This window comes from Lacticaseibacillus huelsenbergensis, assembly GCF_029726355.1.
Classification (GTDB): Bacteria; Bacillota; Bacilli; order Lactobacillales; family Lactobacillaceae; genus Lacticaseibacillus; species Lacticaseibacillus casei.
In genome coordinates this window covers 1460739-1477620 of the sequence record NZ_CP120687.1, presented here as the reverse complement: position 1 = coordinate 1477620, position 16882 = coordinate 1460739, and the positions used below count along the sequence as shown (strand labels likewise).

General features: G+C 50.0%; 15 protein-coding genes. 5 read left to right on the top strand and 10 right to left on the bottom strand.

Features of this window, described 5'->3' with window-relative positions; translation table 11 throughout:
* Window positions 1-92: 92 nt before the first annotated feature.
* Window positions 93-1472 (top strand): branched-chain amino acid transport system II carrier protein, encoded by a 1380-nt coding sequence (gene brnQ, locus LHUE1_RS06660; RefSeq protein ID WP_049170461.1) that lies wholly within the window; start codon window positions 93-95, stop codon window positions 1470-1472.
* A gap of 178 nt (window positions 1473-1650) precedes the next feature.
* Here brnQ and LHUE1_RS06655 read toward each other — a convergent pair whose 3' ends face one another.
* Entirely contained in the window at window positions 1651-2745 is a 1095-nt protein-coding gene (locus LHUE1_RS06655; RefSeq protein ID WP_047106504.1) for an LCP family glycopolymer transferase, read from the bottom strand.
* Window positions 2746-2873: 128 nt separating this feature from the next.
* On the opposite strand from LHUE1_RS06655, the gene pepF reads away from it, so the two are divergent.
* The 3 genes from pepF to LHUE1_RS06640 are packed head-to-tail and all read left to right on the top strand — an operon-like array spanning window position 2874 to window position 6396.
* Window positions 2874-4673, top strand: a complete 1800-nt coding sequence (gene pepF, locus LHUE1_RS06650) for an oligoendopeptidase F (RefSeq protein WP_277848285.1) — start codon at window positions 2874-2876, stop codon at window positions 4671-4673.
* The gene (locus LHUE1_RS06645; RefSeq protein ID WP_049170436.1) at window positions 4670-5551 is read left to right on the top strand and encodes an NAD(P)-dependent oxidoreductase; all 882 of its coding nucleotides are present in this window, start codon (window positions 4670-4672) and stop codon (window positions 5549-5551) included. The genes pepF and LHUE1_RS06645 overlap by 4 nt, the downstream gene beginning before the upstream one ends.
* Complete coding sequence (locus tag LHUE1_RS06640; protein WP_049170433.1) at window positions 5548-6396, top strand: metallophosphoesterase family protein; 849 nt, start codon at window positions 5548-5550, stop codon at window positions 6394-6396. The genes LHUE1_RS06645 and LHUE1_RS06640 overlap by 4 nt, the downstream gene beginning before the upstream one ends.
* Window positions 6397-6816: 420 nt before the next feature.
* On the opposite strand, the gene LHUE1_RS06635 is transcribed toward LHUE1_RS06640, so the two are convergent.
* The 6 genes from LHUE1_RS06635 to gnd all read right to left on the bottom strand — a co-directional run bounded on the left by LHUE1_RS06635 (window position 6817) and on the right by gnd (window position 12901).
* Window positions 6817-7614: a metal ABC transporter permease gene (locus LHUE1_RS06635; protein WP_010489770.1), complete on the bottom strand. Its 798-nt coding sequence runs from the start codon at window positions 7612-7614 to the stop codon at window positions 6817-6819.
* Window positions 7611-8330, bottom strand: a complete 720-nt coding sequence (locus LHUE1_RS06630) for a metal ABC transporter ATP-binding protein (RefSeq protein ID WP_049169211.1) — start codon at window positions 8328-8330, stop codon at window positions 7611-7613. Before LHUE1_RS06630 ends, LHUE1_RS06635 begins: the two co-directional genes overlap by 4 nt.
* A 73-nt stretch (window positions 8331-8403) precedes the next feature.
* Window positions 8404-8748 (bottom strand): hypothetical protein, encoded by a 345-nt coding sequence (locus LHUE1_RS06625; protein WP_025013473.1) that lies wholly within the window; start codon window positions 8746-8748, stop codon window positions 8404-8406.
* A 133-nt stretch (window positions 8749-8881) separates the two neighbouring features.
* Window positions 8882-10234, bottom strand: a complete 1353-nt coding sequence (locus LHUE1_RS06620) for a gluconate:H+ symporter (protein ID WP_049169212.1) — start codon at window positions 10232-10234, stop codon at window positions 8882-8884.
* Window positions 10235-10395: 161 nt separating this feature from the next.
* Window positions 10396-11964, bottom strand: a complete 1569-nt coding sequence (gene gntK / locus LHUE1_RS06615; RefSeq protein WP_049169213.1) for a gluconokinase — start codon at window positions 11962-11964, stop codon at window positions 10396-10398.
* A 19-nt stretch (window positions 11965-11983) separates the two neighbouring features.
* On the bottom strand, window positions 11984-12901 hold the full coding sequence (gene gnd, locus LHUE1_RS06610) for a phosphogluconate dehydrogenase (NAD(+)-dependent, decarboxylating) (protein WP_049169214.1): 918 nt from the start codon (window positions 12899-12901) through the stop codon (window positions 11984-11986).
* A 417-nt stretch (window positions 12902-13318) separates the two neighbouring features.
* Between gnd and LHUE1_RS06605 the strand changes: the two genes are divergently transcribed.
* A complete protein-coding gene (locus tag LHUE1_RS06605; RefSeq protein ID WP_049172628.1) occupies window positions 13319-14161 on the top strand; it encodes a MurR/RpiR family transcriptional regulator in 843 nt (280 codons plus the stop codon).
* A gap of 421 nt (window positions 14162-14582) precedes the next feature.
* Here the strand turns inward: LHUE1_RS06605 and LHUE1_RS06600 are convergent, their stop codons facing one another.
* The 3 genes from LHUE1_RS06600 to LHUE1_RS06590 all read right to left on the bottom strand — a co-directional run bounded on the left by LHUE1_RS06600 (window position 14583) and on the right by LHUE1_RS06590 (window position 16868).
* Complete coding sequence (locus LHUE1_RS06600; RefSeq protein WP_010489784.1) at window positions 14583-15446, bottom strand: sugar phosphate isomerase/epimerase family protein; 864 nt, start codon at window positions 15444-15446, stop codon at window positions 14583-14585.
* 4 nt (window positions 15447-15450) lie between these two features.
* Complete coding sequence (locus tag LHUE1_RS06595) at window positions 15451-16329, bottom strand: TIM barrel protein (protein WP_049170156.1); 879 nt, start codon at window positions 16327-16329, stop codon at window positions 15451-15453.
* A gap of 149 nt (window positions 16330-16478) precedes the next feature.
* The gene (locus LHUE1_RS06590; RefSeq protein ID WP_049170154.1) at window positions 16479-16868 is read right to left on the bottom strand and encodes a tautomerase family protein; all 390 of its coding nucleotides are present in this window, start codon (window positions 16866-16868) and stop codon (window positions 16479-16481) included.
* Window positions 16869-16882 lie beyond the last annotated feature (14 nt).

The window sequence follows — 16882 nt, the reverse complement described above, 5'->3', positions numbered from 1 at the left end:
GCGTTATGGGCAATGCGCCACATGCCCGCCTCAATAAGCTACTTGCAGTCAGTGTCGCGATTGCAATCGTTTATAAAATGGAGGGATTCTCAATGTCAACACAACCCAAACTTACCAAACGCCAGTACCTTACCCTTGGCTCCCTGTTGTTCGGGATGTTCTTTGGAGCCGGAAATCTGATTTTCCCGATTCACATGGGCCAGCTAGCCGGAAGTGCCTGGCTACCTGCCGCCATTGGCTTTTTGTTATCAGCGGTGTTACTGCCGCTTCTGTCCATTATGGCTATCAGCCTCACCCGTGCGAGTAGTATGTACGATCTAGCTCGTCCGGCAGGTCATGGATTCGCCTTGTTCTTCCTGCTTGCGACCCACGCTAGCCTTGGCTTACTCATCGCCTCGCCACGGACGGCCACGGTTACTTACGCGATTGGAATTTCGCCTTTTTTGGGAAAAGGCCAGCAACAAATCGGCTTACTGATCTTTTCGTTCATTTTCTTCCTGACAACCTTTCTTCTTGCCCGGAATGAAAGCAAAATTACCACCTATATTGGCAAACTGCTAAATCCACTTTTCTTGATTTTATTAGCCTTCATTTTCTTCTGGGCACTTTTGATCAAAGGTGACATTCGGACCATTAGCTTTACCGGTAACGCCAACTTAATCAGTGGCAATCTTGTTAATGGCTTTTTGCAGGGTTACAACACGATGGACGCATTAGCAGGCTTAGGCTTTGGGGTGACGATTATTACCGCCCTCAAACTCATGGGGCTGCATCGGGCTTCCAGTCGGGCCAAAGCGGTTGCGAAAGTTGGTTCTTTGGCGATGGGGCTCGAGGCGGTCATCTACTTGCTACTCATCATGTTAGGCGCCATCAGCCTTGGCTTTGCTAAATTAACCGCAAATGGCGGGACCGCCTTTAATCAAATCATGACCCATTATACTGGGCTCATCGGAACCGCCTTGCTTGGTGCCATGACCTTACTGGCCTGCCTGACAACCGCGATCGGCTTGGTCACTTCCTTCTCCCAGGACCTTGGCCATCGCTTCCCGAAACTGGGTTACCATTTCTTTTTACCGATCACGACGATTGGGGCGTTTTTCATCGCTAATTTCGGGCTGGATCAGATTATTGCTTACTCCACGCCAATCTTGATGCTGCTTTATCCATTGGCCATTGCCTTGATCATGTTAGGCCTGCTTCATCCGTGGATCGGCAAGAATACCCGCATCTATAAGACAACTATCGCCTTTACCATGATTCCGGCCTTACTCGATGCCATTCACGCGCTGCCTGCCGGTTTGGCGCAATTGCCTTTCTTTGCCGCCATTCAACATTTTGCTTCAACCTTCATCCCCTTGTTTGGCATTGGCATGGACTTTGTACCATTCCTCCTCATCGGGTTTATCTGCGGCTTCATTGCTGCCAAGTTTAGCGGGGCAAAATTGGCACCTGACCTGCCTGATCCAGACTAACCTTGCTGTATATGAACCAAAGGAGTGTAAAAGGGACGATGCTTGCCGCGCTGGCTTGCCCGCCTCGATGCAGAAACAAAAAGGCGAAAGAATTCTCGCCATCGCAAACTGCGATTTGAGAATTCTTTCGTCTTTTTTCGGTTATGCCTAGGTTTGAGACACTAAATATCTCAGAACATCACGGCCCAGTAGTGGCACCGTCAAGCGAAACCGTATAAACCGGATTGTTGGCGGTCCAGTCAAAACCGGCCGCATTGTTAATTTCATTTTGCCGGGTATTGAAGTTACTTAGCTTTTCGCTTTGTAAACCTAGTTGTTCACGCAGTTCGTCTGACGTTTTCTGAAGCGTATCGGTCTTCATAACCTGATAGGCAGCATTATCAATGTAAACACCGATACCTCGAAGTTGCTTACGTTCGATAGTGCCCGCTGAAGCCCGGTAATTTTGGGCAATCGCCATCATGTCATCAAACGTCAGATTCGTCCGCATGCTGGAAGATAAGGAATCCATGACCTTCTGATAATTGGTCAACGACTTAACTGACAACAGATGCTTGACAATTTGATTGATGACTTCCTGTTGCCGCTTCTGCCGGCCATAGTCACCTTCCGGATCTTCGTCACGCATCCGCGCGTAAGCAAGTGCCAGTTCGCCATTGAGATGGGCTTTGCCTTTCTTGAACGTCTGACCACCGGTGTTGGCGTCTGTCCAGGTAAATGGTACGTTGACGTCCACACCGCCGACAGCATCGACAATCTTTTGCAGGCCTTCCATATTAACCGTCACGTAATAATTAATTGGAACATTCAACAACTTTTCAACGGTTTTGATAGCTGCGCTTGATTTGCCATAAGAGTACGCTGCATTGATCTTTTCATAGGTTGAAGAGTCGTTGCCAGTCCCCACCATTTCTGCCAGGGTATCACGCGGAATGCTGACCATCGTTGTTTTCTTTTCTTTAGGATTAATGGTCACTAACATGAGGGTATCGGATCGACCGGTATCTTTACGACCAAAAGCGCCGGTATCGGTTCCCATCAGGAGAATACTGATGGGCTTTTTGCCATCAAGGTCAGAGTCAACGGCCTTGGTGCTGACGGGATCGTAAGTTTTCGCCACGGCTTTCTTCGCTTGGGAGTAGAATCTGGCCGCATAGCCGCCCGCAAGGAATAACGCCACGAGCGCGATGACGACCACTGCCCGAAGAATCGGATGGCGCCGCTTAGGTTTATCATGTGTCGTTCGCAGATTTGAATCTTGTTGCTTAGACATTACTTCTTCACTCCAGTTTTAGTTTCTACGGTAGTGTAGCAGATAATTATGAAGAAAGAAGGGATTTAGCTCAAAAATCAGCGTGATATGGTAACATTAAAGAAATATTAGAAATTGGAGCTGATCAGATGCAACATTTACCGGTACGTGAAGATGTCCCAACCAAGCTGACATGGGATCTAACCACCATTTATCCAAATGATGCGGCGTGGACAGCCGACTTTGAAGCTGTCCGCGAACAGGCCAAAGAGGCGGCTGCGCTCAAGGGAACGTTAGGCAATTCAGCCGCTGCGCTCATCACCGGCATCAAGGCGGTTTTAGCAGTCTTTCGACGATTTGAGAAAGTCTATGTTTATTCAAGCCTGAAAAGCGATCAGGATACTGGCAACGCCACTTATCAGGCGATGAATGCCAAGGCTGAAAGTCTCGGCGCCGGGCTGGCCAGTCAGTTAGCCTTTTTGGATCCGGAAATTCTGGCAATTCCGGCCGACAAGCTGGCAGCATGGCGCGACACTGAAAGTCTTAAGCCGTTTGGGCATTTTATTGATGCGATCACCGTCAATCGCCAACATGTGCTGACAACCGCATCGGAAGCTCTGATTGCCAGTGCCGGTGATGCGCTGAACGCCAGTCATGCCACTTTCAACGTCCTAGACAACTCCGACCTGCAATTCGGTTTTGTCGAAAATGAAGACGGCGAAACGGTCCAGCTCAGTAACGGCTTGTATGGCCAGCTGATTCGCTCAACTCAGCGAAAATTGCGCAAAGAAGCCTTTGAAACGTTACTGCGTGCTTACGAAAGCATGAAGAACACGTTTGCTCAAACGCTGAGCGGCCAGGTCAAGGCGCACAATTTCAATGCCAAAGCCCATCATTACGCCAATGCCCGCGCGGCGGCAATGGCAAGCAACCACATTCCGGAAAGTGTTTATACGACCCTCATCGACCAGGTCAACACCCATCTGCCACTTTTGCATCGTTATGTCGCATTGCGGAAAAAAGTCTTGGGCGTCGATCAACTGCACATGTATGACATTTACACCCCGTTGACGGGCAAGCCGCCATTGACGTTCACGCTTGACCAGGCCAAAGCCGAAGCATTAAAGGCCTTGGCGCCACTTGGCGATGATTATCTCAGCCATGTCCGGGAAATTTTCGATAACCGCTACATTGATGTCGTCGAAAATAAAGGCAAACGCTCCGGCGCCTATTCAGGCGGGTCTTACGATACGAATCCGTTTATTTTGCTGAACTGGCATGACGCGGTGGATGAGCTTTATACTTTGATTCACGAAACCGGCCACAGCGTTCACAGCTGGTACACGCGTCACAATCAGCCTTATGTGTATGGGGACTATCCGATTTTTGTTGCCGAAATTGCTTCAACCACTAACGAAAATCTGCTTACCGATTACTTCCTGACCCATACGGATGATCCCAAAGTACGTGCCTACATCCTGAATTACTATCTCGATGGGTTCAAAGGCACCGTTTTCCGCCAGACGCAATTTGCCGAATTTGAACACTGGATTCATCAACAGGACCAACAAGGCGAGCCACTCACGGCAACCAGCATGGCGACTTACTACGCCGATCTCAATGCCCGGTATTATGGACCGGATGTTGCCCGCGATCCCGAAATTGCCTTCGAATGGGCACGAATCCCGCATTTCTATTACAATTATTATGTCTATCAGTATGCAACCGGATTTGCCGCAGCATCAACGCTAGCCGCGGGCATTAGTAGCGGTGAACCCAACGCCGCGTCCCGCTACTTGGACTATTTAAAGTCAGGTAGCTCGCAATACGCCATCGATACCATGAAAACCGCTGGCGTCGATATGACCAAACCGGACTATCTGGAAGCGGCATTTTCGATGTTTGAAAAGCGTTTAACGGAATTGGAAGAACTTTTACAGAAAGGATGAGTCCTTTGAAACTTGGATTTATTGGCACTGGTGTGATGGGCACCGGGATCATCAAGAATTTTCTTAAAGCCGGTCAGGAAGTCATCGTTTACAATCGCACTAAGACCCATGCGCAAGCGGTCTTAGATGCAGGCGCGGTCTGGGCAGAGTCGCCCCATGCCGTTGCCGCACAATGTCATGTTGTCATGTCGATGGTCGGCTTCCCGCAAGATGTCGAAGCAGTCTATTTTGGTTGCGATGGCATTCTGGCCGGTACTCAGGCCGGTGACTTGGTGATTGACATGACCACCAGCACCCCGACACTGGCCAAGCAAATTGCCGAAAAAGCCAAAGAAAAAGGCGTCATTGCCATTGATGCACCCGTTTCCGGTGGGGACATCGGCGCTAAAAAAGGCACTCTCACCATCATGATCGGCGGTCAAAAAGACTTACTGCCGAAACTCAAAGAGCTGTTTGCACCGATCGCATCATCCGTCAATTATTTTGGTCCGGCCGGTTCCGGGCAGCATGCCAAAATGGCCAATCAAATTATGATTGCCGGCACGATGACCGGATTGAGCGAAATGCTCGTCTATGGGAAAGCTGCCGGACTGGATCTGAATGAAATCCTGAAAGTCGTCGGCAGTGGCGCCGCGGCGAACTGGAGTCTCAGTAATTACGGTCCTCGCATGCTGCAAGCCGATTACACGCCAGGCTTTTTCGCCAAGCATTTTCTCAAAGACCTCCGCATTGCGTTAGACGAAGCCAAGAAAATGCATTTACAGTTACCGGCAACCGAATTGGCCGAAGATCTTTATGCCAAAATGGTAGCAGCAGGCAAAGGTGATTTAGGCACGCAAGGATTAGTCACGATGAACGAACGGTGGGATGAAGCATGACCAAAATCGCCATTTTATCAGATATTCACGGCAATATGACTGCCTTTTCGGCGGTTATTAAAGACGCCCAGGCACATCATCCAGATGAATACTGGTTTCTTGGCGATCTATTCTTACCAGGCCCAGGAGCAGCCAACCTCTGGCACGATTTGCATGCCTTGCCACTGACCCATCTTGTTAAAGGAAACTGGGATGACGACTTATTCTGGGTTTTAGATGGTCCGGTCGACTTGGCGCAACCCACCGATGTCTACTTCAGTCGCTTAGTGGCGTATCTGTGGCCGCAGCTGACGGCCGACATGTTGACGACCATCCGTCATTGGCCGCTGCATGACGTTTTTGAACAAGATGGCCTCGTGATCAGCCTGGCCCACAATCTGCCAGACTCTAATCACGGTCATCGCTTATACCCCGACCAACCACAGGCAAACTTTGACCAGATTGCTCCGAGTCAAGATATCGACATTGCGATTTATGGGCACACCCATCAGCAATTGCTGCGCTATACCAGCAGCGGTCAGGTTATTCTCAATCCCGGTTCGATTGGCCAAGCCTATTCACCGCGCGCCAAGTTGCAAACCACCAGCTATGCAGATTACGCATTATTGGAACTCAGCAACGGCGCCATCACCAATCTGAACTTACGGCAGGTTTCCTATGACGTCTCGGCCGAATTGGCGGTGGCCAAGGAAGCCCAACTGCCTTATCTGGAGGTTTACACCAAGTTGCGGCACACTGGCGCGACAAGCACCCACGATGCCGCCTACCTTGCCCAGTTTGACCAATCCCACCACTATCGGGCAGAGGTCGCTGAATTTTTGCGCCAGCAGCGTGAGCGGCACTAGTGGAATTTAGATTAACAGGAAAATGAGGCTAAGTCATAATTTTACGAGAACGCTCTTAGATTAGTGAATTCCGAACAATAAAAAAAGCTTAGGCAATAAGTTTCAAGCCGTGCCAAACTCCGCAATCTCCGGCCAGAGGGGGCTGGAACGTGGTGGGCACGACTTTGAGCCTCAGCAAACCCGGCTGAGTCTCAAAGCTCGGCCTTGTACTACGCCGGGAAGACCGCCCGGCTAGTACAATCTCACCACTGAGCCCCCTCTGGCCTACGATTGCTCCGCTTTGGCACTCATATCTTAAATAACCTCACCGAATTACCCCATAGAAACAAAAGATGAACATACTCTCAATAACGACAAGAGTATGTTCATCTTTTTTAGTCTGGCTGTGAATTATGACCCAGCCTCATTCCTACGATTCAATCAATTTGTCTGGTGGTGATACCACAGCGCCAGGAAATAAAAGATAAACTCAATGGCGGCAATGAAGAACGTCACTGGCCAGTTCGTCAGGAACCCCAGGTAAAGGCCGCTCCAGACTCCGATTAGGGCCGTGATGACGGAAATCACAATCATCTGCGGCAGGGTTCTTCCCAGATACTTGGCAACATTAGGCGGCAGCGTGAGTAAAATGAATACTAGCAAACTACCGACGATCTGCGCGCCGATCGAAACCGACACCGCGAGAATGAGTAGAAAGTAAATGGAAATGTATTTACTTTTCAACCCCTGCGCGGCAGAGCCCACCGGATCAAATGAATCAAATGCTAGGCGGCGATACCCAAAATACAACGTAAACAAAACGCCAGCAGCCAACGCAACCAGCTGCCAAACGTCACTGCGCGAAATGCCGATAATGCTACCGAACAGAATCGTCGTCGCATAGCTAGCATTGGCACTCGAAAGCGATAAAAACAAAATGCCCAAGCCGATGAACAAGCTCGAAACCGCGCTAATCGACGCTTCCCGGCGTGAGGCCTGAACCGACATGCGGCCGACACTGATACTGCTAATGGCTGTAAACATCAACATCCCGTCAAGCGGTCTAATGCCGGCAAACACCGCAAATGCGGCACCGGCAAAGCCCACCTCAGACAAGGTGTGCGCCAGGAAGGACATGTTACGGGCAACCACAAAGACGCCGACAATACCGGTCGTGATAGCAATAAACGTGCTAGCCATAAAAGCATTTTGCATGAAGGCATAAGCAAATAAATTCATGCGATCACCCCGCGATTCTCGGCATCATTGCGCAACTCTTCCGGCATTGAAGCCAGATCCATTTCGGCAGTTGGCTTCATTTCGTAACGATCGCCAGTCAACAGCAAATATTGTTTGGTATATTGCTTCGCTAGGCTCAAGTCATGCGTCACGAACAACACCGTTAACTTCTGGGTCTCGTTCAGCTCCTGGACCAGATCCATCAACTCATGCTTGGTATTCACATCCAGGCTCGCCGTCGATTCATCAAGAATCAAAAAGTTGGGATCGTCCAACAGCGCCTGGGCTAAATAGGCCTTCTGCTTTTCACCGCCACTCGCCATCCCGAGCCGCGTGTCAGCAATATGCGTTAAGTGGGTCGCTTTGATAACCCGGTTCAGCGCCGCTTTTTCCTTAGGCGTATGCCAAAAGAAAAGATGGTCCAGCTGCCGCAACTGAATAAAGCTGCGGATTGACAGCGGGAATTCTTCGTCGACATTGCGAAATTGTGGTACATAGCCCAGTCGAACCGGTGGCTGCTTGCGAAACTGAATCGTGCCGGCTTGCGGCTTTAACTGTGCCATCAACAGGCGAATCAGCGTGGTCTTCCCCACCCCATTCGGCCCAACCAAGCTCGTTATCGAGCCGACATCCAAATGAAAACTCAGGTCGCGATAAAGCTGTTGATCGCGAAATCCAAAACTAAGGTGCTTCACAGACAAAATTGGTTCGCTCATAGCTGCCTCCCAATCGTAGACGGTAACGATTACGATCTACTATTTTACCTAAGTTTTCATGAAAAGGCCAGTTTTATTTAGTTTTATCTGCTTTAAACGGATTTGCGGCACTAAAGTCAATCCGAATCGTCTTCGGCTTATCTTTCACCACAAGAATATAGCCATGCCCCAAAAACGGCTTGTCCCCTTTATAGGTCAACGGAAATTCCTGCGCAGGCGCCAGGTTACCTTGAATAATCATGGCATACATTTCGTCATCGGTATAATCATCCGAAAAGGCAATCGCCACCGGCGCCGTCACTAGTTGCTTGGCCTTTTGCATCACGGCAATGACATCAAAAAGCTGATTCGTTACTTCTTCGGGAAAAACCTTGGCAACATCTTCGGCAACACGGCGTTTTTTGGTTGGTTCGTACATAAGTTAAAGATCTCCATTTCTGTATTTGTGAATGGCGTAAGTTTATCATATTGAGCGGCTGACTGCGACGATCGGCTTCAGCTTGTAAACGCAAAAAAGCCGACGTATCGTCGACTTTTTAATATTTTTGCCTTTAAACAAACAAACTCAACAAAAGCACGCCACCCAGTCCAACAACCGAGATAATTGTTTCCAACAAGGTCCATGTCAGCAGGGTTTGCTTAATGGTGAGGTCAAAATATTCACGGAACATCCAGAATCCGGCATCGTTGACGTGGCTGGCTGCCAATGATCCTGCGCCAATTGCCAGCACCATCAACGCCGGTTGGATGCCGGCGCTTTGCATCAGAGGCAACACCAGTCCAGAGGCGGTCATGGCAGCAACGGTTGCCGAGCCCAAGGCGATTCGCAAAACCACAGCAATTAACCAGCCAAGAATCAGTGGCGAAATGGACGATGAGACGAATAGATTTTTCACGGAATCACCAACGCCGCCATCAATTAAGACTTGCTTAAACGCACCGCCGCCACCGATAACGAGCAGCAGCATCGCAATGGACTTCACCGCATCTTCCAGCGTAGCCATGATATCCTTGGCTGGTAGCTTGCGGGCATAACCCATGGCCCACATAGCGAACAGAAGTGAGATTAGCATCGCAATGCTCGGTGATCCGATAAAGACGATCAGATTGTCCATGCCTGTCGGTGTTTTTGGCGTTTTGCCGCCATGCAGAACCAGTTCATAGACCGTTGCAATGGCCATCAGGATAACCGGAAACAGCGAGGTCAAAACCGAGATACCGAAGCCCGGAGTTTCATCAAGCTTGAAGGTTTTTTGCGGGCCCAACGCTTTTAAATTGCCACGCCGTTCAAAAGCATCCGGAACCAGCCGATGGGCAAGTTTGGAAAATAGCGGGCCGGCAATGTAGACCGTTGGGACTGCAATGATGACCCCATATGCCAGCACCAGTCCAGCTGAAGCACCCAGCGCTGTCGAAATGGCTGTCGGTGCCGGGTGCGGCGGTAGGAAGCCGTGCGTAACCGACAAGGCGGCTGCCATCGGAATGCCAAGTGTCAAAATCGGGACACCGGCTTCGGCAGCAATGGCAAAGACGATCGGAACCAGCAAAACGATCCCGACTTCAAAAAACAAAGCAATGCCGATGATGAAAGAAGCCAAAACCACCGCTAATTGAAGACCCCGGCGTCCGAACGCGTTAATCAGCGTGTGGGCGATGCGATAAGCACCACCGGCGTCGGCAACCAGCCGTCCCAGCATCGCACCAAAACCAAAGACCAGCGCAAGCTCACCTAATTGCGAGCCAATACCGGTTTGAATACTCGTGGCGATCTTAGCCGGCGCCATCCCCAGCCCCAGCGCCACAACAACAGCTGTTATTATCAGAGAAACATAAGTGTTGAACTTAAACTTAATAATCAACACCAACAGTAATAGAATGCCTAGAACCAAGACAAGTAAATCCATGTTCAGTCCTCCTTGACATGAATCGGCGCGGTTAGAAGTCGCCGAACGCGTTAATTTGAGCATATGCCCGCGCTTATAGAAACCGCTTACAAAACTATCGATAAAAAGTGGCAGCCGCTTTTGTGATCGTTTGCGTCTGTCGCCTAATTTTATATGCCTGATTAATCCTGTTCTTTGCTACGTGCCCTCGGATCCGGATGCGCGCGTTGATAATCGGCAATCGCCTGATACTCGCTGCCTAGCTTGCGCGTTAGCCGAATCCAGATTGGCAACAATTCCCGATAAGCCTGGAAATTAGCTTCATTCGGTTCGTGTGTGTTGGTGACGCCAATCATATCCTTGACGACACTGAGATCATCAATCAACCCTAGCGATTTCATCCCGATCACCACGGCTCCCAGTGCTGAACTTTCAAAACTTTCAGGAATATTGACCTCCTGTTCAAACACATCGGCCAGCATTTGCCGCCATAATGCGCTGCGGGCGAACCCGCCTGTCGCTTGAATGGCGCGAGGTTTGCCAGTAATGCCTTCGATCATCAACATCACCATATACAGGTTATAAACGATGCCCTCAAGTGCCGCGCGAACCATGTGTGCTCGTGTATGCTGGCGGGTTAAGCCGAAGAAACTGCCGCGCGCATTCGCGTCCCAAATTGGGGCCCGTTCCCCGCCAAGATACGGATGGAATAATAGCCCATCGGCACCGGCAGGAATTTTGCTGGCAATATCGGTCAAAACTTCATATGAATCAACCTGTAGTTGCTCGGCGGTGATTTTTTCCGGCGCAAACAATTGATCGCGCACCCAGCGGAACACGATGCCGCCATTATTCACCGGACCGCCGACGACCCACTTATTAGGTGCCAAGTAGTAAGTGAACAACCGCCCTTGCGGATCAACAACCGGCTTATCCGTCACCACGCGAACGGCGCCTGAAGTGCCAATCGTGACCGCCAAAACGCCAGGATCAATCGCGCCAACGCCAAGGTTACTTAGCGTGCCATCACTAGCCCCGAGAATGAACGGTGTTTTGTCGTCAATGCCGGTCACGGCGGCGTAATTAGCATTCAACCCGGTCAGCTGATAACTCGTATCCACCAACTCCGGCAGTTGATCGCGCCGGACATTGGCGACATCTAGGGCACGATCATCCCAATCCATCGTATGAATATTGAACAAGCCCGTCGCGTTTGCCAGTGAATAGTCTTGAACATACCGCCCGAAAAAGCGGAACAAGATATAATCTTTAATCCCGATAAAATGACGCGTGCGGGCGACAAGCTCGGGATGCTCGGCACTGAGCCACAGTAACTTCACCAGCGGCGACATCGGGTGCGTCGGAACTCCGGTCGCCTTAAACAGCGTCATCCCCAGGTCACTTTGCTTCAGTTTCGTCGCGTAAGCCGCCGCCCGATTGTCTGCCCAGGTAATAACCCGTGTGATCGGTTTGTCATGCTCATCCATCAAAATCAGACTATGCATGGCGGCTGAAAACGAAACGCCGCCTAATTCACCGGGCTGAACATTCCCGCGATGCATGACTTCGGTTAATCCGCCAACCGTCGCTGCAAAGATTTCTTCCGGATCCTCTTCAGCCATATCCGGCGTATCTTGATATAACGGGTAAGGGTTATTCGCCGTCGCAATTGCTTGGCCTTTTAGATCAAACAAAACGACCTTGGTACTCGTTGTACCTAAATCAACCCCGATCATATATTTGATAGACATCACGTTCTTCTCCTTTATTTCACTTGCCGCCTTGTTTTCCGGTCGTGGGATCAACTGCATGTCCCCCGAATTGATTGCGTAAAGCAGCAACTACTTTACCGGTCATGGTATCGGCCGCTTCTGACCGATAACGCATCATCAAAGCACTTGCAATCACCGGCGTTGCCACGTGCAAGCGCAAGGCTTCTTCGACTGTCCATGCGCCTTCACCCGAACTATGCATGATCCCCTGAATCTTTTCGAGATCGGCATCGTCGCTGAAGGCATTACCAGCCAGTTCCATCAACCAACTGCGAATCACGGAGCCGTTGTTCCACATTTTGGCCACTGCTTCATTGTCGTAATCATAGGGACTATGCGCCAAAACATCGAAGCCTTCACCGATTGCCTGCATCATGCCGTATTCAATACCGTTGTGAACCATTTTCAGATAATGCCCTGAGCCGGCTGGGCCAGTATACAGATAGCCACCAGGCGCGGCAATGGCTTTAAACAGCGGTTCAATTTTGGCAAATTGCGTTTGGTCGCCGCCGATCATGAAATTGCCATTGGCCCGCGCGCCTGCCATGCCACCGGACGTCCCGACATCAAAAAAGTGAATGCCATCTTTTGCCAGCAACTGACTTCGCTTGATGGAATCCTGATAATAAGAATTGCCACCATCAATCACGATGTCGCCAGGACGCAGTAACTTGGCCAGCTGATTAATCGTTGCATCGGTTGGTTTCCCCGCCGGTACCATACTCCAAATAATCCGCGGTGACGCCAGACTCATCACCAATGCGTCCAGACTGGCAACAGCTCTCGCTTGATATTGACCCACTTCCGTCCGCGCCTGATCATTCAAATCAAACGCAACCACTTCAATATCATGATCGCGCATATTCGCGACCAGATTCATACCCATTTTGCCTAAACCTACCATACCTACTTGCATATGCTATCCCTCCCTGAGCGTGAGCCGGCGCGCTTAGAAGCCGGAGTATAAGTGGCCTTGGGCGTGATGGCGGTCTTTGCCATTGCGACCAAGGTCCTTATACGCAGGCTTCTGCGCCGGCGAACGCGTTAATGTGAGCGTGAGCCAGCGCGGTTAGAAGCCGGAGTGTAAGCGGCCTTGGGCGTGATGGCCCGGGTTTGGCCATTGCGACCAAGGTCCTTACACGTAGGCTTCTGCGCTGGCGAACGCGTTAATGTGAACGCCAAGACCACTTTCTCGGGGGTCAAAAGCGCTCCTCCGTGATCATGGTGCCATTGTATGTAAAAAAATTACAAAAATCAAGCAAAGTGTCCGTAATTAATTTTCAATTCATACATTTAATGCTATACTCATCTTGAGGAAATGGAGGAGGGGCATATGCACGATTTTCTGGTACAACTACAAATTTACAAACCAAACTTGAGTCGCCAAGAAAAGAAATTAGCGGATTTTCTTCAAACGCATCCGGATCGCGCTAGTCAGGCAAATATCGCGGAACTCAGCGCAATAACGGGCGTCAGTACGGCCACCATTTCGCGATTTGCCAAGGCGTTGGGTTATCCGAACTTCCAGGCGCTGCGGATGGCGTTGGTTCAGTCGCCACCGGAACCGGATCAAAAGCTATTTGCGGAACTGAGCCCGGACGATTCGGTCGAGACCTTAGCGCAAAAAATCTTCACCTCCAATATCGATGCGCTCCGAACTACCTTGGCCAACTTGGACACGGCTGCCTTGACTAAAGCGATTAATTGGATTACCCATGCGGATCATCTCGGTCTTTTTGGATTAGGCGCCAGCAATCTTGTTGCGTTAGATGGCTATCACAAGTTTCTGCGGACGGCCATCCCCGTTTCCTATGCCGCGGATTATCATATGCAGCTCATGGCAGCAACGCATCTGGGCGCCAATGACGCCATGATTTTGACATCGCATTCCGGTGAAGATAAAGACGCCATTGCGTTAGCTGACTTGGCCAAGCAACAGCAGGTGCCGCTTATCGTGATCACCGGCGCACCGGCTTCTCGTCTGGCAAAAATGGCCGATGCCGCGTTTGTCGCGGTTGCCGAAGAATCGCGCTACCGAACCGAAGCGCTCCATGCGTTAATCGCGGAACTCAGCCTCATGGATACGCTGTTTATGATCAGTGCTATTCAAACCAACAGTCAGACGGCCCCACTCTTTCGTCGGGTGCGCGCCACCATTGATGCGACGCGCCGATAATCAATCATCAGCAGCTTATGTCACTTTAAGTATACAAAAACGACATCTGAGAATTCATGCATCAGGTGTCGTTTTGGATCGGAAATATTTTAATTTAGAGGTTGAGTCATAATTTCTTAAGAAAGTTTACAGTTTGATGAGTTCTGAACAAGATAAAAAGGCATAGGCAATAAATTACAAGCCGTGCCAAACTCCGCAATCTCCGGCCAGATGGTGCTGGAACGCTGTGACGGCGCTTTGAGCCAGAAAACCACTGTCTCAAAGTCGCCTAACAACATCAGCGACAAAGACCGGTCGCTGTGTTGTTTCCACTGCTGAGCCCCATCTGGCCTACGATTGCTCCGCTTTGGCACTAGTAACTAAATAGTCTTAGCGAATTACCCACAGTAAGCAAACGCAAACTATGACCTAGCAGCACCTGTCAAAGCTGCAAACCATTCTTAATCGATTGCAGCGTAATTTTATTCGACCAGTCAACCTTGTCGGGCCAGGCGAACACGTTGTTGGTGATGATGCCGTTAAAATGTCGTTCCCGCAGCACGGCGTAAAGTGTGGCAAAATCGACTTCACCTTCGCCCGGGTTTAAGTGCTGGTGGATCGTCACCGGTGCGCCTGGCGGATTGATGATGTAACGCAAGCCTTGATTGCCTTTGTGGTTAAACGTGTCTGCAATCAGAACATGGGTAATGAGATCACCGGATTCGGCAAACTGTTGGCGAATATCACCGCGCCCGTCATCCATATAAAAGGCATGGGAGCTGCACCAAACCTGATGTACCCAGTCCACATCCAACGAACGGATTAAGCGACTGGCAGCCAGGTTCGATTCAATAAAGTCATTGGGATGCGGTTGAATTTCCAATGTGATGCCGTTCTTTTCAAACTCCGGCGCCAGCTCTTCCATGGACTTGTACCACTGCCCTTGTGATACCAGTGGCTGGAACTTATCGCCTGAAAATTCGGTATTCAACACTTTTACACCCAGCGCCGCCGTGATTTCAATGGTGCGTTTCAGGTTGCGGACAGCAAATTCACGCTCCTGTTCATCGGGTGACGACCATTGTTGCACCGGAAGCACCGAGGAAATTTTAACGCCGGCATCCTGAGCATACCGTTTTACCTGCTTGATCAGTGCCGTGTCCGCTACCGGATGTTCATAGAACCAAATGAAATCTCTACGTGGCGAAAGTTCAACATATTCATAGCCGAGACGAGCCACCTCATCAAACATCTGCTTCAACGTCATGGTGTCGCGAAACATGGAAGGATCGTAAGCTAATTTCATGGTCTCACACCTCCAAGCCTGAAACCGCCGTTGGTTGATTCAATTGCGCGATGCTGGTGGTGATTTCGTGCGCCAACTGCTGGTTACTTTCGGCAGCTAACCGTGTCGAGAAGGCTTCAAAGGAATAGTTGCCCTGATAGCCCATGGCTTCAAAAAGTTGCACCTGTTCAACATTTTGCATGATGTCGCGGTCTGTGATAAACATGCGGTCCTCATCTAAAACTTCGCGCAACTCGTGAATCGGTTCGATGCCGGACAAATGGATGAGTCCGATTCGCTTCACGTCAACATTTGCTTTAAACTGCGCCGCCGTTATATGCGCCAAGAAGAAGTGGAAGGTATCAATAGTTAGTTTGAATTCCGTGCGACCGGACAATTTGATCGCCTGTTGTGCGGTCCACGGATACCGCAACGTGCTAGCCATAAAGCCCAGCGGCTCAACCAAGCCGGTCAGGTGATAAGTCGCTAAGATCTCGCCAAACACTTGCAGATTGTGAGCCGCGTCTTCAAGTCGTTGTTGCGGCGTTCGGTTATCTTGCGGATTAACTTCCGGCACGAAAATAATGGCTGGGCTGCCGATTTGAACCGCTAACTCGGCCAATCCGGTCAAAAGTTGCCGATTCGCGACTAACTTTGCTGGCTGATTAAATTGTTGGAGCGCATTAATGGTCAGAATTTTCATGCCATATTTGGCTTTTAACGCATTAAAATCCGCGACCGGCATTTGATCAATGACGGTTTCGGGACGATCGGACGCCGTCATATCGTTGCGCAACTCCACCTGATGAATGCCAACCTCTGTCGCTAACTGGAAAAAACTTTCGAGTGAACGGTTCTGCGCCACTTTTCGATTGAGCGCTATTTTTTCTATTTGAATCGTCATATTTAACGCCTCTGCTTTCTTGCACACACTGTTTTGATACTGCTAGTTGTCAGCTTTTCTAACACGTCTTGCAGCCGCACAGAAAATGCCTTGACCGTTGCAGACTTCCAGAAACGGCCAAGGCATTTTCAATCTATCTTATGGTTCACCTACAAACTGCCATCCAGAAATTGCGCTTTCCCTTGGCCGAAACTCCATCCTTGGTCATTGTTGAACGAAACATTGATCATGAGATCGTTTTTATCGACTAGCCCTGCCGCCGATAACCGTTCCGCCAGTGTTGCATAGAACTGCTTTAATTGGTGAACGGTACGTACACGGCTGACCAATGAAATGACCACAACCTTATCCGTGCGCGGTATTCCCAATCCGGTATCTTCAACAACCATTTCGTAAGGCTCATGTTGGTGGACAATTTGATACCGATCACGTGCCGGTACATCAAAAGCCGCCACCATGACCTCATGCGTGATTTGCAAAATCTGTTGAATCGTTTCGGGTGATCGGCCCTTTAACATGTCAAACCGAACCAGTGGCATATCATCCCTGCTTT

Coding starts and splice junctions, on each gene's coding strand:
- LHUE1_RS06635 (WP_010489770.1), bottom strand. CDS start 7,614: ATGAATTTATTTGCTTATGCCTTCATGCAAAATGCTTTTATGGCTAGC.
- LHUE1_RS06605 (WP_049172628.1), top strand. CDS start 13,319: ATGCACGATTTTCTGGTACAACTACAAATTTACAAACCAAACTTGAGT.
- LHUE1_RS06590 (WP_049170154.1), bottom strand. CDS start 16,868: ATGCCACTGGTTCGGTTTGACATGTTAAAGGGCCGATCACCCGAAACG.
- LHUE1_RS06645 (WP_049170436.1), top strand. CDS start 4,670: ATGAGTCCTTTGAAACTTGGATTTATTGGCACTGGTGTGATGGGCACC.
- gnd (WP_049169214.1), bottom strand. CDS start 12,901: ATGCAAGTAGGTATGGTAGGTTTAGGCAAAATGGGTATGAATCTGGTC.
- LHUE1_RS06595 (WP_049170156.1), bottom strand. CDS start 16,329: ATGACGATTCAAATAGAAAAAATAGCGCTCAATCGAAAAGTGGCGCAG.
- LHUE1_RS06625 (WP_025013473.1), bottom strand. CDS start 8,748: ATGTACGAACCAACCAAAAAACGCCGTGTTGCCGAAGATGTTGCCAAG.
- pepF (WP_277848285.1), top strand. CDS start 2,874: ATGCAACATTTACCGGTACGTGAAGATGTCCCAACCAAGCTGACATGG.
- LHUE1_RS06630 (WP_049169211.1), bottom strand. CDS start 8,330: ATGAGCGAACCAATTTTGTCTGTGAAGCACCTTAGTTTTGGATTTCGC.
- gntK (WP_049169213.1), bottom strand. CDS start 11,964: ATGTCTATCAAATATATGATCGGGGTTGATTTAGGTACAACGAGTACC.
- LHUE1_RS06640 (WP_049170433.1), top strand. CDS start 5,548: ATGACCAAAATCGCCATTTTATCAGATATTCACGGCAATATGACTGCC.
- LHUE1_RS06620 (WP_049169212.1), bottom strand. CDS start 10,234: ATGGATTTACTTGTCTTGGTTCTAGGCATTCTATTACTGTTGGTGTTG.
- brnQ (WP_049170461.1), top strand. CDS start 93: ATGTCAACACAACCCAAACTTACCAAACGCCAGTACCTTACCCTTGGC.
- LHUE1_RS06600 (WP_010489784.1), bottom strand. CDS start 15,446: ATGAAATTAGCTTACGATCCTTCCATGTTTCGCGACACCATGACGTTG.
- LHUE1_RS06655 (WP_047106504.1), bottom strand. CDS start 2,745: ATGTCTAAGCAACAAGATTCAAATCTGCGAACGACACATGATAAACCT.